The organism is Eudoraea sp. (assembly GCF_049669105.1).
GTDB lineage: Bacteria > Bacteroidota > Bacteroidia > Flavobacteriales > Flavobacteriaceae > Eudoraea.
Genome location: NZ_JBATKE010000123.1, coordinates 1 through 15,234, shown reverse-complemented (window position 1 = coordinate 15,234; position 15,234 = coordinate 1). Strand labels below are relative to the sequence as shown.

Annotated in this window: 12 protein-coding genes; 6 read left to right on the top strand and 6 right to left on the bottom strand. The window is 39.3% G+C overall.

Annotated features, from left to right (window positions below):
* Both WBM60_RS10485 and WBM60_RS10480 read left to right on the top strand, forming a co-directional pair.
* Positions 1-254, top strand: a 254-nt coding sequence (locus tag WBM60_RS10485) for a hypothetical protein (protein WP_424283053.1), incomplete at its 5' end; no start/stop codon positions are given.
* 109 nt (positions 255-363) lie between these two features.
* A complete protein-coding gene (locus tag WBM60_RS10480) occupies positions 364-2,088 on the top strand; it encodes an amidohydrolase (protein WP_424283052.1) in 1,725 nt (574 codons plus the stop codon).
* A gap of 74 nt (positions 2,089-2,162) precedes the next feature.
* On the opposite strand, the gene WBM60_RS10475 is transcribed toward WBM60_RS10480, so the two are convergent.
* Entirely contained in the window at positions 2,163-3,494 is a 1,332-nt protein-coding gene (locus WBM60_RS10475) for a phosphatase PAP2 family protein (protein ID WP_424283051.1), read from the bottom strand.
* A 104-nt stretch (positions 3,495-3,598) separates the two neighbouring features.
* A complete protein-coding gene (locus tag WBM60_RS10470) occupies positions 3,599-4,474 on the bottom strand; it encodes a helix-turn-helix domain-containing protein (RefSeq protein ID WP_424262893.1) in 876 nt (291 codons plus the stop codon).
* Between the two features lie 261 nt (positions 4,475-4,735).
* Between WBM60_RS10470 and WBM60_RS10465 the strand changes: the two genes are divergently transcribed.
* The gene (locus WBM60_RS10465; protein ID WP_424277210.1) at positions 4,736-5,470 is read left to right on the top strand and encodes a hypothetical protein; all 735 of its coding nucleotides are present in this window, start codon (positions 4,736-4,738) and stop codon (positions 5,468-5,470) included.
* Between the two features lie 125 nt (positions 5,471-5,595).
* Here WBM60_RS10465 and WBM60_RS10460 read toward each other — a convergent pair whose 3' ends face one another.
* Positions 5,596-6,894 (bottom strand): serine hydrolase domain-containing protein, encoded by a 1,299-nt coding sequence (locus tag WBM60_RS10460; RefSeq protein ID WP_424277211.1) that lies wholly within the window; start codon positions 6,892-6,894, stop codon positions 5,596-5,598.
* 335 nt (positions 6,895-7,229) lie between these two features.
* Between WBM60_RS10460 and WBM60_RS10455 the strand changes: the two genes are divergently transcribed.
* From WBM60_RS10455 to WBM60_RS10445, 3 genes are all read left to right on the top strand, one after another.
* Positions 7,230-8,495 (top strand): MFS transporter, encoded by a 1,266-nt coding sequence (locus tag WBM60_RS10455; RefSeq protein ID WP_424279843.1) that lies wholly within the window; start codon positions 7,230-7,232, stop codon positions 8,493-8,495.
* Positions 8,496-8,596: 101 nt separating this feature from the next.
* Positions 8,597-9,721: an alkaline phosphatase gene (locus tag WBM60_RS10450; protein WP_424283050.1), complete on the top strand. Its 1,125-nt coding sequence runs from the start codon at positions 8,597-8,599 to the stop codon at positions 9,719-9,721.
* A gap of 305 nt (positions 9,722-10,026) precedes the next feature.
* Positions 10,027-10,773 carry a DUF6090 family protein gene (locus WBM60_RS10445; protein ID WP_424283049.1) on the top strand — a complete coding sequence of 249 codons (747 nt, stop codon included), beginning with the start codon at positions 10,027-10,029 and terminating at the stop codon, positions 10,771-10,773.
* A gap of 651 nt (positions 10,774-11,424) precedes the next feature.
* Here WBM60_RS10445 and WBM60_RS10440 read toward each other — a convergent pair.
* The 3 genes from WBM60_RS10440 to WBM60_RS10430 form a co-directional block, all read right to left on the bottom strand.
* Positions 11,425-11,913 (bottom strand): DUF4440 domain-containing protein, encoded by a 489-nt coding sequence (locus WBM60_RS10440; RefSeq protein WP_424264200.1) that lies wholly within the window; start codon positions 11,911-11,913, stop codon positions 11,425-11,427.
* Between the two features lie 214 nt (positions 11,914-12,127).
* On the bottom strand, positions 12,128-13,501 hold the full coding sequence (locus tag WBM60_RS10435; protein WP_424278429.1) for a D-arabinono-1,4-lactone oxidase: 1,374 nt from the start codon (positions 13,499-13,501) through the stop codon (positions 12,128-12,130).
* Positions 13,502-13,514: 13 nt separating this feature from the next.
* The coding region (locus tag WBM60_RS10430; RefSeq protein WP_424283048.1) for a hypothetical protein at positions 13,515-15,234 on the bottom strand (1,720 nt) is incomplete at its 5' end.

Below are 15,234 nucleotides of genomic sequence, written 5' to 3'. Positions count from 1 at the left end.
TCATAGCGCCAATTGGTATGGATATTGTTTGTTTTAGATACAATCCCGGTTCGCTCTCACAGGATGAATTAAATGCACTGAATAAAGAAATTAAATTGCAAATTGAAGAACGTGCCATTGCCCTTCCCGGTTACACCACAATTAGTGGCATGTATTGTATCCGCTGTGCTATTTCCAGCCATCGTGTCACCAATGAAGACTTTGATGAATTCGTAAAAAGTGTATTGATTATTGGGAAGGAGCTGATCCCTTAGAAAGCTCATTTTTAGGAAATTACCTGGTCATGTCTTTTTAAGTCCTAATCTTAACCCTCATTATAAGTAAGAAAGCTGTAAATTTAGTTTTCCTAAAAAACCAACAACTATGAGATTACAAAATACTGCTTTCTGGAGCGTAACACTATTTTTCCTTACTTTAACGGCCTGCACCAGTCCAAAAAAAGACGCTGCTACCCTACTGATTTATGGTGGCCCTATTTATACTGTCGATACCATACAATCTACGGTAGAGGCAGTAGCTACAAAAAACAATAAGATTCTTTTTGCCGGAAGCCTTGCGGATGCCGAAAAATATAAAGATGATCAGACACAATTAATTGATTTAGCAGGCAAAACCATGACTCCCGGGCTAATAGAAGGTCACGGACATTTTATGGGATTGGGGTATAATGAATTAAACCTTGACCTCATGAATACTACCAGCTATCAGGAAATAGTTGATGCCGTAGCTGCAGCAGTTGAAAAAGCCGAACCGGGGGAATGGATTACAGGGAGAGGATGGCATCAAAGTAAATGGACCGAAATGCCTTCCGATACCGTAAATGGCTTTCAAACACATTACAGACTCAGTGAGGTTTCTCCAGATAATCCAGTGTACCTTAGGCATGCTAGCGGACATGCCGGTTTTGCTAATGCCGCTGCGATGGATATTGCGGGTTTGCTTGTTTTACCCAAAGACGGTATAAACAAATTTGAGGTGGAGGGTGGTGAAGTAATGCGCGATCAGCTTGGAAGACCCACGGGTATTTTCAATGAACGTGCCCAGGGTTTGATAACCAAACATATTCCCGAAAGTACCCCTGAGAAAGATGCCAAAGCTTTTGAAATGGCCATAGCAGCCTGTCACAGAAATGGCATTACCGGTTTTCACGATGCGGGTATTGGAAGGGAGACTATCGCCTTATATGAAAAAATGAAAACCGAGGGTAAAATGAAAGCCCGTCTTTATGTGATGCTCACAGGTTGGGACAAAGAATTACTTAATGAATGGTATGAAAAAGGTCCCTTTATAGATCCTGCCCATTTGCTAACTATTCGCTCGGTAAAATTGAATTGTGATGGAGCCCTGGGCTCTCGAGGGGCCTGGCTTTTAGAACCCTATACAGACAGACCCGGACATTTTGGTCTCGAAACCTTGCCTATGGCTTTTGTAAAAGAAACCGCTTTGAACGGATTACATCATGGTTTTCAGGTTTGCTCACATGCCATAGGAGATAGGGCCAATAGGGAAATACTAGACCGCTATGAAGTCGCTTTTGATGAATTACCCGACCTGGCGACCGATCACAGATTTAGAATCGAGCATGCACAGCATTTACATCCGGATGATATACCGCGCTTTGCCCAGTTAGGTGTGATACCTGCCATGCAGGCAGTACACCTGTCTTCTGACAGACCCTGGGCTATAGACCGCTTGGGCGAGCAGCGCATCAAAGAAGGAGCTTATATGTGGCAGGCCTTATTACAAAGTGGAATCCCGATTGTAAATGGGACCGATGTTCCAGTAGAACCTTTGGATCCTATTGCCAGTTTGTATGCCAGTGTAAGCCGAAAGACCTTAAAAGGCACTCCCGAGGGCGGTTATGAACCGGAGCAGAAAATGACCAGAGAACAGGCCCTTAGGTCCTATACTTTGGATGCTGCTTACGGCGCTTTTGAGGAAGACATCAAAGGTTCTATCACAGCTGGGAAATTGGCCGATTTTACTATTTATAGCCAGGATTTAATGACGGTAGCTGAAGAGGATTTCTTAAATACGGAAATAGCCATGACCATTTTTGATGGAAAAGTGGTGTATACCAAAGATTAATAAATCAATTAGATTTAAAGGAGAACATTCTTGACTATTAAATTCATAACAACAACTAAAACCTTTATTTTCAATTATTTTAAAGGTTTAAGGAAGTTTTGACTGGCGTATTCGCCAATTTGAACTCCCAGTTTATTTCCTTCTACAGAATCATATCTAAAATGGATTCCCAGATAAAGTCTGGACATAGCTCCTTCAAGGGCAGCTTCAGAAAAACTATTGAAGGAACGTTCCGGAGGATCCATTTTCATTTTTTCTGACATCGGGCCGGCACTGTCCACTTCAGGAACGGTCATCGTAAAGGCATATTCATTACCCAAGCCCAGGGTATTCGCAATCACCGTCATGCCAGCACCACTACCTGAGCCATGTGCAGAGGGATATGAGGGAAAAGGATACGTATGATTATGTAAGGTATTCCAAGTGGTATCCGGTTCAGTATCCGGATTTCCATCATTGGCTGCCCATCGAATAGCCGTATAAGGTCTCCAGTGGTTATAGAAAAATTTGTTATCAAAGACACATACATATGCATCGTAGATCGTCATATTCAATAAAGCAAACGATCTTGCTGTAGTCCATAGATCAATCTTTTCTTTCAAAACAAGATCACTCGCTAATCTATTTAAAGATATTTCAACAAATTCCTTCCACCACATGGCATAATGAGCTTGATCTTTAGTCCTTATGGCACTTACTGTGGCGCCCACTTCTTTCACTTCGTTATAGGCTTTGGTATAACTATCGCTATTAATCTCCGGTGGTGGTGGAGACCTGAAATAATCCGAGCTCGGCAATAAAAAAGTCTTTGCCTTAGACCAGCCTGCCCCAAAGATAAATCCTTCAGGAGTGCCACTATGTTCATTAAATTCAGCATAAACACCGGGAGCCATAGGATGCCAAGTGTATTCCGACTGCTCATTCCACGTATCGTCATTACGCATTTTTAAAATTGCTGCGGCTGAGGCCTTTCCAAGATTTATTCCCTCGTTCTTTGAATCTCCGCTAGGTACCGAGCTCAGCCAATTATTGAGTTCCAGGTATAGTTCATTTTCTTTATCAGGAAATTGATCAACGGCCACTTCGTAGGCCGCCTGTGCAACCGCGGCAATCGGATTAGCCTTTGGCATATCTCCCTTATAAGCATAAGTAGTATATTTTGGTCGTATGGCATTAAGAGCATCATGCATAGCCACATGCATCATTGAGGTGGTTCGTACTCCTTTTAAAGTAAATAAATTGTCTTCGGCAATAGCTAAATCCATTACTTTCTTGTTCCAGACATTTACAATCTCCCCCGTGTAATGAGAAACATCTTCCTTTTGGGCCAGACAACTATTTAAAAGCGGCATAATTAACAAAATGACATAAAGGAAAAACCTTTGTGGTTTGTGTGTGATTTCCATATTGATTCCTTTTAAGATGTGAATACAATATTAGGAATTAGCCTAAAGTCAAAATGTACTCATCGTATCAAATGATATGCAAAAAAACTCAGTGCAACAATAAGTTAGACCTTGCTTAGCTGCTGTTTTTTAAATCTTAGGGGTGCAAAACTGAAATGCTCTTTGAACGTACGAATAAAATGTGAGGTGTTTTCGAAACCCGATTCAACGGTAATTTCATTAATATTCAAGTCTGTAGTTTCCAGTAGATATTTGGCGTAATTGAGTCTTTTACTTTTCAGCCACTTTCCTGGGGTGGTTCCATACAGTTTTACAAAGTCCCGGTTAAAACTTGCCAAACTTCGGTTAGATAAATGGGCGAAATCCTTCAATTTTAAATTGAAAATAAAATTTTCTTCCATAACTAACTTCAATGATTTTTTGCCTGTAATAGCAATTTCTTTGAAGCATTTTGTCGCTAAGGGATTGTCTCCACTTGTTGCTATATTGACTATAAGTTCCTTGAACTTAACTTTGAGCAAACTTTTGGAAGGTTTTGAAGTTTGTGAAAAATACCCCATCAAAGAACTAAAATACGCAAGCAGGCTTTCGTTTAAGGTTAAAGGAATAACAGAATCTGTTTCTTCTTCAAGATTTTTATCAAGAATTAGGTTCGTTTCGTTTTTTAAGACCGAACTTATGAACTCATCGGGCATGAAAATCAGTAGTGCACAAAAATCCCCGTTCAGAATTTTAAATACCCTATGTACTCCCTTTTTTAAAAAAGCAGCATCTCCGGCTTTCAAGGTGTATTCCTCCGTCGGAGTTTTCCATCTACCCCCACCTACAAAAATATAACAGAAATAGTTCTTTTCGGTAGAGTAATCCACTGGAGAGCCCTCTAAGGGGCAGTCATACGCAGTGAACAAAACATCGTCCACTGCCATCTGTCTAAAAAGAGGGTTATGTTCTACAAATTTATAAAAGTCAATAATCTCCATATCCGAAATACCATTTTAATAATGACTCAGGGTAATCTAATGGGTTTGAGGAATATCTCTAAGATAGCAATTTTTTATGAGTATTCTCCCCAAATCAAATAGTGGGACATCCGACTCCTTTCTGGTATCAATTGATGGACATTGTCTTTTATCTAAAACTTAAAATAGAATAAATTAAATGTTTCCTTTGTCAAGACCTTGTGATATTCTTTTAAGCCGAAAATATTTTGTAACTTTTTGGATATAAGAAACTAATGAATTATGAAAAAAATATTCCTGGTCATGTCAATTTTTCTATTTATTGCAGGATGTGAGAAACAAAACACCAGCACAGAGAATGATCTAACCGAACTTAGTGCCAAATCCAAGTCTGCTAAGGTAGATGTATGCCATAATGGAAAGATCATTAATATAAATGGCAATGCGGTTTCTGCCCACCAAAGACACGGAGATGCTGTTGATATGGATGGGGATGGCCTTTTTGATATTGACAACGATTGCAGTGCAACTGATTGCGACGATAATGATGCTGGTGATTGTGACAATGAACAGGGCACAGCTGAACTATTGGTAGGAACCTGGACCCCAACAGATATTAATATTAAAGCCTCAGTAGGCGCCCAATCAGTACCTGATTATCTGGTTAATGAGGTCGGGCTTTCTCCGGAGGATGCTGCTGCACAGTATGAACTTCTTCAAGATGAGTTTGAGACTCAAATTACAGAGGAACTTATATTTAACGCAGATAATACATATAGTTCCTATTTTAATGGTGCCTATGATTATGGCAGATGGAGTCTAAGTGCAGACGAAAAAATATTGACACTTTTTGAGGGTCCTATTCCCGATATAATTATTATTGCTATAAATAGCATTTCAGAAGATACATGGGATGCAACGACCGGGGGTGATTTTTTAAGGGATTTGGACAATAACCCGGCTACAATAAAGGTACTTGTCTCGGTTGAGGGCAACGTTATCTTTATGAAGGATTAAGCAATACGTTTCAGGTTTATAGTTGGAATGATGTGGGGTGGTATGAATAGAACTAGCTATAGTTCATGGACTGCTTTTGTTACTACTTTTTAGTTTTTAAAAAATAATGGAGCTTAAAGCACTACTCATAAGTGCGTTATGTTGTTTGGGCTGTTATTCACGGCAAGTTTGGCAGTGGTTTGGTCATATATGGCCTGAACAATCCTGTACAAATCCGGCATTACTGTTTTTGCGAGCCGGGAATTATTGTTTAAAAGAACACAAATCCCCAGATCGGCTTCAGGGTAAACCGCAATTTCATTTCTGTAACCATTTACGCTTCCACCATGGTGCCAAATGGTTTTTTCCTGATAAGTATCCTGCTCTGCAAATTTATGGATCCTCCACCCAAAGCCGTAGTAGGATGATAAGTGTCCCGGCCAGCGCTGGTAATATTTACTATGCCCTTTAATTTCAATAAAGGGGTTAAAAGCTTCTTCTAAGGCCGACTTGCTCATGATCTCCGGGTTATGCCCCAGCAAAAATCGAATCCATTTGCCCATATCAAGGGCACTGGCATTGATACCTCCAGCCGCTATGGCATTGTAATAATGGTCATTAAGTTTTTTGGGGTTCCATCCGTTTCGCCTCTTTGAATGCGGCATTGCAACATTATTTTCATGTGCCAGGGTTTCATAATCCATGGTGGTGGAGCACATTTCCAGTGGCTTAAAAAATCTATTCTCTAAAGATGTGCTAATGTCCTGTCCGGTAGCCTTGTACATCATCTCTCCGGAGAGCGCAAATAAGGCATTCTGATAGCTATACATTAAACCCGGATTACTTATTGGCGTTACGTCTTTAAAGCGTTTTGCAATATCTGTTAATGACAATCCGGCTTCTACAAGATTGGTATAACTATGGTAAGGCGCGCCCGAAGTGTGTGATAAAATATTGGCCAGTGTAATTTTAGCCGTATTACTTTTATCGCCCAACTGAAATTCCGGAATATAATCGCTAACCTTATCTTCCCAATCCAATTTGCCTTCATCCTTTAAATCGGCAGCCAATACTCCGGCAAATCCTTTTGATAGCGACCCGAGTCTAAATATCGTTTGGCCGTCAACGCCTTCATTTAGGTTAATATTTCGTTTACCAAACCCATCTGAAATTACAATCGAATCTCCTCTTACGATGCTCACCCCGGCTCCTACTACGTCACCGGATGCAATGGCCTTATCAAAATATGCTTGCACAGCAACTTTTAATTCTTGTTGTTGCAATTTATATAGTTGTGCCGCTTTTTGATCGGCTAAAGATGTTTTTAGCTTGTCAGTTGTATTTTCTGACTCAGAAGAAGAAACAGGATTATTGGCGCTTATGGTTAGGGCATAAAGCGTAATAATTAAAATCGCAGTGCCTACCAAGATTTTTAATCTCTGCATAGGTAAATTATTGTATGGTATAAAGTGTGACAGGATGAATATAGGATTATTTAACTTATTAACCGATTAAAGACGTAATTATTATGTATTTCATTATTTTTTATATTTTGTAGAGATCTTAATTAATCTAACCTAACTATCCTCTTTCCCATAAATTATAAATTACAAAATTCAAATTCCAATAGCCCGGTTATTACCCATAATTATTTAGAATTTGAGATTTGTGATTTGTGATTTGGTGCTTAATGCTTCTATAAATAATTCAGTAACTTGGTGAGCTAACCGCCAACCATCCCTGCCATGATCAACTTCTTCTGTACAATCCACCAAAATCCATGAATCAAAAAAAAGCCCCCTGGCACTTCCTGTTTCTACTCATTTTGGCCGGGGAGTCTGTATTTATTATTCCATTTGTTCTTGCCCGAGTCTTTAGGCCTACAGTGCTTGAAGCTTTTGAACTGGACAATGTACAGTTGGGTATATGTTTCTCTCTATATGGCATAGTAGCCTTGTTATCCTATCTCTTTGGGGGTCCCCTGGCGGATAAATTTCCTCCAAGAAAATTGATTGCAGTGGCTCTATGGATGACGGCCTCAGGAGGTTTGGTCTATGCAACTTTTCCCAGTTATACAGTATTAAAAATACTTTATGGCTATTGGGGTTTTACAACCATTTTTTTATTCTGGGCTCCTATGATCAAGGCTACCAGGGTCTGGGGTGGGTCCTCTTCCCAAGGTAAAGCGTTTGGATTTTTGGACGGCGGACGTGGCTTAGTGGGGGCTCTGTTCGGAGCTATGGGCGTACTTATTTTTTCACTCTTTATTAATGCTGAAGTTTCAGAAGCGACCCTTTCTGAAAGCAGAGCAGCCTTCAGGTATGTGATTCTGGTATCCTCAGCTATCGTTGTTATAGTAGGCCTTTTTGTATGGTTCTTTTTGAAAATGGACCCCAAAGCAGAAAAAGAGATCATCATGGAAAAAATAACGATATCACAAATAAAAGAGGTGCTGCGTTTGCCTTCCGTATGGTTGCTGATGATCATTATTTTATGTGCCTATGTAGGCTACAAAATAACAGATGTGTTTTCGCTCTATGCCCAGGATGTAATGCTGTATGACCAGGTGCAATCGGCGCAGGTAGGCACTTTTTTGTTGTTTGTACGCCCTGTTATTGGTGTACTAATTGGGGTCTTGGCAGACCGTACAGATACTACCTATTGGTTGGTTGTTAGTTTTATAGTTTCATTCCTGGGGGCATTGTTGTTTGCTACAGGTATTATTTCAGATTCATCAACAATACTCTTTTTTCTATCTATTTTGGTCGTAGCGACCGGAGTGTACGCTGCACGATCTCTGTACTTCGCAGTAATGGAGAGAGGGCAGATTCCTTTAGTACTTACAGGGACTGCTGTTGGTCTTATTTCGCTCATAGGCTATACGCCGGATATATTCGCAGGACCCGCCATGGGATTTCTCTTAGAGAATTCGCCGGGTGTAGTGGGTCATCAGCATGTGTTTTGGATGTTGGCTTTTTTTTCCTTCATTGGCGGCATCGCGGCCTGGTATTATTTCCAATTGTATAGAAAGAAGAAACTTCTATAGATAATTTATTATCTTGATATGGTATCTGCCAACTGTTACTTCAGATAAGCTTATTAAACCAAGGGCTAGTTACGAATGGTTTTTACTAAATTGTAAATTAAATGAAAATTAAACAAATTATTTTGGCTTGCCTAGCACTAGTATTATTTGCATGTAAATCTGGTGAAAAAGTCAATAAAGAGGTTAATAGTGCTAAGAATGTTATTCTTCTGATCAGCGACGGAACTGGATTGACACAGATTTCTTCCGCTTTCTACTTCAAAGAGTCTTTACCAAACTATTCACGATTTAAGCATATAGGTCTAATAAAAACTTCATCCTCAAGGGAGGATGTCACCGATTCTGCTGCTGGAGCCACAGCCTTTGCATGTGGGGTCAAAACCTACAATGGTGCAATTGGAGTTGCGGATGATTCAACAGAGGTAAAAAATTTGGTGGAGCTAATTTCATTGAAAAAAATTAATACCGGAATGATTGCCACTTCTTCAATAACCCATGCTACTCCGGCAAGTTTTTATGCACATACTCTTAATAGAGGTTCCGCGGAGAAAATTGCCTTACAATTAGCAGAATCCGAAATAGATTTTTTCGCTGGTGGAGGACTACAGTTTTTTAACCACCGAGAAGATGGGCAAAATTTATTGAATACATTAAATGAAAAACAATTCACTATTGATACTACTTCTTTAAATGATTTCTCCAAAATTAAATCCAGTGATAAGGCAGGGTATCTCTTAGCACAAGATGATATGCCTAAAGTTACCGAGGGTAGAGGTAACTTTCTTTCCAAAGCAACTGAACTAGCCATTCAATTTTTAAGCAAAGACAATTCAGGTTTTTTCATAATGGCCGAAGGCTCGCAAATAGATTGGGGTGGCCATGCTAACAATGCAGAGTATCTGGTTTCTGAACTTATTGATTTTGACGATGCGATAGGCAAAGCATTAGATTATGCAGAGAAAGAGGGCAATACACTTGTAATCGTTACTTCTGATCATGAAACAGGTGGTTTTACTTTGGCCGCAAAAAAAAAGAAAACTGAAGATGGGGAAGAGTATAGTGATTATAGTGAAATTGGTATGACCTTTTCTACTACAGGTCATTCTGCTACTTTGATCCCAGTATTTGCTTATGGCCCAGGTTCCGAAGAATTTGCTGGAATTTATGAAAATACCAAAATATTTGAAAAAATATTGAAAGCAACAAAATGGGAAGCCCTGGAATAAGGGATAATGAAATAAAAAAGAGTCAACAAAGTAGATTGTTGTCAGCTTTTTGTCCAGCCCTAATCTATATTATGATATAATAACAACACTTTCTTAATTAAATCCCAAACTACAGGTTCCAAACTTCAAAGAAGAAAAATTATTTATGTAATTATTTGGGATTTGTTTCCTGCTCTTGGCATAACCACTGCCGCACTTTTAGTTCCCTATATTATGGGCATCTCCTGAACATAATTTACCAGCTAGAATATAGCCTATTCAATAATTCAGTACCTTGGTAAGCTAACCACCAACCCTTTCCTTAAATGTTTAAATTCTTCAGGAAGATTCGTCAAAACTTACTGACTGAAAACCCGCCTAACGGAAGGGCAGGCAAATTCGGCAAATATCTGCTTTATGCCATTGGCGAAATTGTATTGGTGGTCATCGGTATCCTTTTTGCTCTGCAGATCAACAATTGGAATGAGTTTAAAAAGGATAGAGCTGTCGAAAATAAACTCTTAATTGAATTAAAAGAAAACCTAAACACCAACCTGGTGCGCCTTAATGATGAAATTCAAAAAGAGCATAATTCCATAGCTGAAATCAATTTAATTGTTGAACATATCGATAATAGGAGAGCTTATCATGATTCACTGGATACTCATTTTCGACAAGCAATTTTATCGCACGATATTGTACTTTCCTCTTCAGCTTTTGAAGCTATCAAATCGAAAGGATTTGAAATAATTGATTCTGATTCCCTGCGAAAAGATATTATTGACCTGTTTGATGTATCATACTCCAACTTGATTAGTGAAACGGTAAGACTTGAAGATCTATTTTGGCCATCTTCCGTACTACCTATTCTTCATACCCATTTTCGATGGGAGGGAAATACTACGAAACCCGTTGATTATGAAGCACTATTAAATGATAAGAGATATACAAATATGATCACGAATAGGAGGCATTTCAGAAAATTAGCTGCTCTGAAAAAAAGCGAATCTTTGCTACGAACAAAAACCTTATTAGCACATATTGATAGTTATTTGGAATTAGCAGAAGATTAAAATCAAACCCCAACAACCGCCCACTGCTGGCGCGAGCATAAAGCTCATGTCTTGTCCCAACCATCCTTCCCTGTCCAGGCTCCCAATATGGCATGGGAATTAAATTTGAAGTGGAAGGTTAGAGGTACAAGGTCAAAGCTACTTCGTATTTTCCACCTCTAACTTCGCATTTCATATTTCGTATTTCGCTATTCCCCCAACTAGCGCGAGATTCACGCTCGTGTCTTACCCTAACCACCCTTCCCTGTCCAGGCTCCCAATATGGAACGAGAATTAAATTTGAAGTAGAAGGTTAGAGGTACAGGGTAAAAGCTACTTCGTATTTTCCACCTCCTACTTCATATTTCGTATTTCGTTATCCCCTCTGCCAGGGCGAGCGACTAAATCGTGCCTTATCCCAACAACACTTGCTCATAAGGGGTCTATATTGAAGGGCCCAACTTAAATGGTAACCACCGCCAACAAAAACAACCTCTGTTACGCTACCTAATGTGTGCTTATAAAGCAAAATGTACCGCATAACTTATAAAGCCTAAACACCTTTGGATGTCATTAAGATATATTATCCTGGCTTACATAAGTGGGAGTTCATTAATAACTATATCCTATTGTTAGCAAAAATTTATTCAATTTATTACATTATTTTTTTGCTTACATACCTGACTTAACTGGAGATGTAGTCGTACTCATATCTCGAACACATATATATTTTCCATCTCGTTTCTGGAAATAGGACATGTAATTTCCATTATCCTTTTCGTTACCAGAAGAATCGAATTCGGTCCAGGAACCAATCTCAACCGCAATATTACCTTCAGCAAATAAGTCTACAACCTTATATACATTATAATTTTCAGTTGTATCATTTGCAATATTATTTGCAATATTGGCTCGGATGGCTGCCTTACCTGAAAGAGGTTGTTCGTTTCGGCTATAACTTATGGCGTCGTCGCTGTAATACGCAGCCACCGCATCAGCATCTTTCGCTTTTTCACCTGCGGCATAGGCATCTTCCATTGCCTGGATTTCAACCCTAACCTGTTCCATATCAAGGACTTTCTCTTTTTCTGTAGTTGCACAGGCTGAAAGAATTAAAGCCGTAAATGCCAAAAAGCCAAATAATCTAATGTTTTTTCTCATAATAGTTATGTATTGTATTGGTTTGGAAATCAATATACAACTTAAGCATGGGGATAATGCAATTAATTACTTTTTTCACTAATATAATTGGCCAAAAAACTTTTGCTAACAAAGAACTGAGTTAAAATACATAGCTGGTGCAGCGCAAGTAATTAAAACTTACGCTTTTTTAATACCTTTTATTGGCCCAAAAAAAGTGCGATTAAATAAGGTTCTAAGAATAGATATTCAAATTCAAATAATCGTTTTTAAATTTACCTTCAGGGTCCAATTTTTTACATAACGCAATGAATTCAGGTAGCTTTTCATATCTCGAAGCCAATAAGGATGGGGATATTGAAAAAAGTTTCCCCCAATGCGGTCGGTATTCAAAGGGTTCAAGTTCCATTTCAATCATGGTAATCAATTCTCCAACTTCTTTTGGGTTTTGCTTCCAGGTGAAATGTATGGCGACACAATCCTGTTGGTAACACGGACTCATCCATAAATTGTCAGCTGCTATGGTCCTGATTTCTGTAATCATCAATTGAGGATAAATTTCCTCCCGCCTTTTTTCCAAAGCCAAAATGGCCGCTAATGCCTTTTCTTTTGGTACAAAAAATTCAGATTGCAACTCTTCCCCACTACTAGGGGTAAATCCCATTTTAAAATGTGGTAACCTGTCATACCATGGACCCGGAACACCCATCTGTTCCGTGCAATTCTCTGAAGAAAGTTCGGTAATTGGATGTAAATTACGCTCTGCAGCTATGGCTCCAAAATAATCATTCCCTAATTCTTCTATTTGGTCATCAACCTTCCTTTTCACCCAAACCTGACTTATTAAGTCGTCTTGCCAATCTGTAAACAGACTTACGGAATAACCCCCGGAGAGTATGGCATCAAAATTCTCTTTTAAAGATTCAAGAGGCAGATTTTGAAATACATCCTGTCGCACCTCAAAAGTCTTCTCTATATCCAAAGTAACTTTTGTTATGATGCCAAGAGCCCCAAGATTAACAACGGCGGCATGCAGCATGTTTTCATCCTCTTCCCTGCTTAACCTAATAATATCTCCATTTCCGGAGACTAATTCAAGCCCGCTAACGGCGGTTGCGAGGTTTCCATTATCTACGCCCGAACCATGGGTTGCAGTAGCACAGGCCCCGGCTACCGAGATGTGCGGCAGGGATGCTAAATTATGAACCGCATAACCCCTTTCATGGAGTTCAGGTGCAAAATCTCCATATTTTGTTCCTGCCCCAACCGTGACCGTCATAGATTCCTTGTCAATTCCTATTACTCCCTTCAGGTTCTTCGTAGAAATCTGGTTTAAGGGACTATCAGCAATATCGTTAAAGCAATGACAAGAACCTAAGGCCTTCTGCGTCTGAAGCCTTTTAATGAGTCCCTGTAGTTCTTCTACCGTATTGGGCTCATAGAGGTTTTTAGCCTTATAAGTATAATTCCCAGCCCAGTTCTTACGCAATACTAAAGGTTCTGTTTCTTTTATCACTTTTTCCTTGTCCGCTTTGCAAGAGGATAAAGGTACTAAAGCTGTTGCGGTGGCAAAAGTGGCGGTTGTTCTTATAAAGTCTTTTCTTTTCATAATTATAATGTAATTATTTAGGTCCAATAATTAATTCCAAATTCTCATTGGAGCCTGTCATTTCCCAATGTCCTAAGGAGATAGGTATATTCCCAATACTATTTAACTTATCAAAAAAGTCTTTAAGTATAAATGGTTTTTCCTCCTGTTCCAAGTGTTTGGCATAGGCCGCCATGGCGTTTTCCAAAAGATACTTTCCTGTAATATAACTGGTGCCGTATCCTGGTTGTCGAAGGTATAGATGCTGTTCAAAAATGAGTAACTCCTTTTCCGTTTTCATCCATCCCCTGGGCGTATACTCCGAGTGTATTCCGCCGGCCTCTTCCATAGTCATTTCGTTGGCGTGCGCATATAATGACCCTAAACCTCTTGCGGCCCTCTGAGCGATCATAATATACACTATTTCCCTTGCCCTGGGACTATCATTATAAAGGCCGGCTTCCATAAAAATTTCTTCAACGGCAGTAGCTGTACCCTCATTTCTGGAATCAAAAATATTATATAATAATGGACCGCGACGTATTTCACTTTTATGAGGTTCAAACTCCATCCTGGCTAATTCAAACCAATGATAAAAATGCGAATACAAAGGCCTGGGGTCATAATGTTCTCCTATTAGGAAAAAATTTCGTTTCTCCCGAGGAACGAATTCACCAAGATGTTCGCGTAAGGCAGGCTCAAAATAGGGCTTTACAGTTACTATCTCCTGCTCATTTAAAAAGCTGATTAAACTATTTGCTGCATAATCTGCCAACTTCTTGTAAACTTCTGGCGAGTTAGCATCTTCTAATGCCGGTAAATCTCTATTCTTATGTTCCTCCAATTTTAAGGAAGTCCAGGCCCTTGCCAGCTCTCTTTTCAAAATCATGACCTCATCTTCCCATGTCAAAGGAACAAGGTGTACATTTTGAAGGTACCATGTGTAATTTTCCTTACCAATTCCTGAAGGCCCGGTTTTAAAACCCGACTGTTCCTTTAACCACAATACGAAATTATCTGAAGAGGCAATGGCCTGGTCTATGACGGATACTATTTCCTTATCAGCTTTTATTTCTTCTTTTTCCTTAAATTTTTTCAGGACCTTACTTTGTTCCTGGATATCTCTAATACCCGTGATCCACAAATCTTTTGCATTACCTGTCAAGTTCTTTTTAGCCTGTTCATTTAAACCAGGGATTACCTTAAGGTCTTTAATAAGGCGTTTCCGTTCACTTTCGGATAAAGGATAACTGTACGTCCATAATTCTGTAGTTCCATGATGGGTGGGGCCTTCATGGGCAGGTACATCGCTTTTGGCACTCCAAACAGACTTATAAAAGGCCGGATCTCGTTCCCAAGGCCTAAGAACTCTATAATTGAAGTCATAGCCATTCATTTCTGCCCATACGATCATCCAATCAACTTGTTCAGGAACAGACCAGGAAGTAGTATCGATAGCCAGCAGTTCAGCTCTTAACGCATTAAATTGGGGTTGTCTTTTCTCAAAAGCAGACAGCTTATAATCTGGTACGCCATTCAATTTAGGTGGATTTTCGAATGCCCTCCATTTACTAAACAGACTTACCAAGGCGTCATATTTATTGCTGGTGTATTCTGTTTGTGAGGGTGTCTTTTCCTGTTCTTGTAAACAGCTTACAAACTGGAAAGAGATGAGAATCATTAAAGTAAAATATTTCATATTAGCCTTGTATTTGTTATTTCTAAATATATAAATTCCTACTTCTTTTAGAACA

What these genes read in the sequence shown, in the direction of transcription:
- WBM60_RS10480 (WP_424283052.1), top strand. Translation starts at nt 364, where the DNA reads ATGAGATTACAAAATACTGCTTTCTGGAGCGTAACACTATTTTTCCTT.
- WBM60_RS10475 (WP_424283051.1), bottom strand. Translation starts at nt 3,494, where the DNA reads ATGGAAATCACACACAAACCACAAAGGTTTTTCCTTTATGTCATTTTG.
- WBM60_RS10470 (WP_424262893.1), bottom strand. Translation starts at nt 4,474, where the DNA reads ATGGAGATTATTGACTTTTATAAATTTGTAGAACATAACCCTCTTTTT.
- WBM60_RS10465 (WP_424277210.1), top strand. Translation starts at nt 4,736, where the DNA reads ATGAAAAAAATATTCCTGGTCATGTCAATTTTTCTATTTATTGCAGGA.
- WBM60_RS10460 (WP_424277211.1), bottom strand. Translation starts at nt 6,894, where the DNA reads ATGCAGAGATTAAAAATCTTGGTAGGCACTGCGATTTTAATTATTACG.
- WBM60_RS10455 (WP_424279843.1), top strand. Translation starts at nt 7,230, where the DNA reads ATGAATCAAAAAAAAGCCCCCTGGCACTTCCTGTTTCTACTCATTTTG.
- WBM60_RS10450 (WP_424283050.1), top strand. Translation starts at nt 8,597, where the DNA reads ATGAAAATTAAACAAATTATTTTGGCTTGCCTAGCACTAGTATTATTT.
- WBM60_RS10445 (WP_424283049.1), top strand. Translation starts at nt 10,027, where the DNA reads ATGTTTAAATTCTTCAGGAAGATTCGTCAAAACTTACTGACTGAAAAC.
- WBM60_RS10440 (WP_424264200.1), bottom strand. Translation starts at nt 11,913, where the DNA reads ATGAGAAAAAACATTAGATTATTTGGCTTTTTGGCATTTACGGCTTTA.
- WBM60_RS10435 (WP_424278429.1), bottom strand. Translation starts at nt 13,501, where the DNA reads ATGAAAAGAAAAGACTTTATAAGAACAACCGCCACTTTTGCCACCGCA.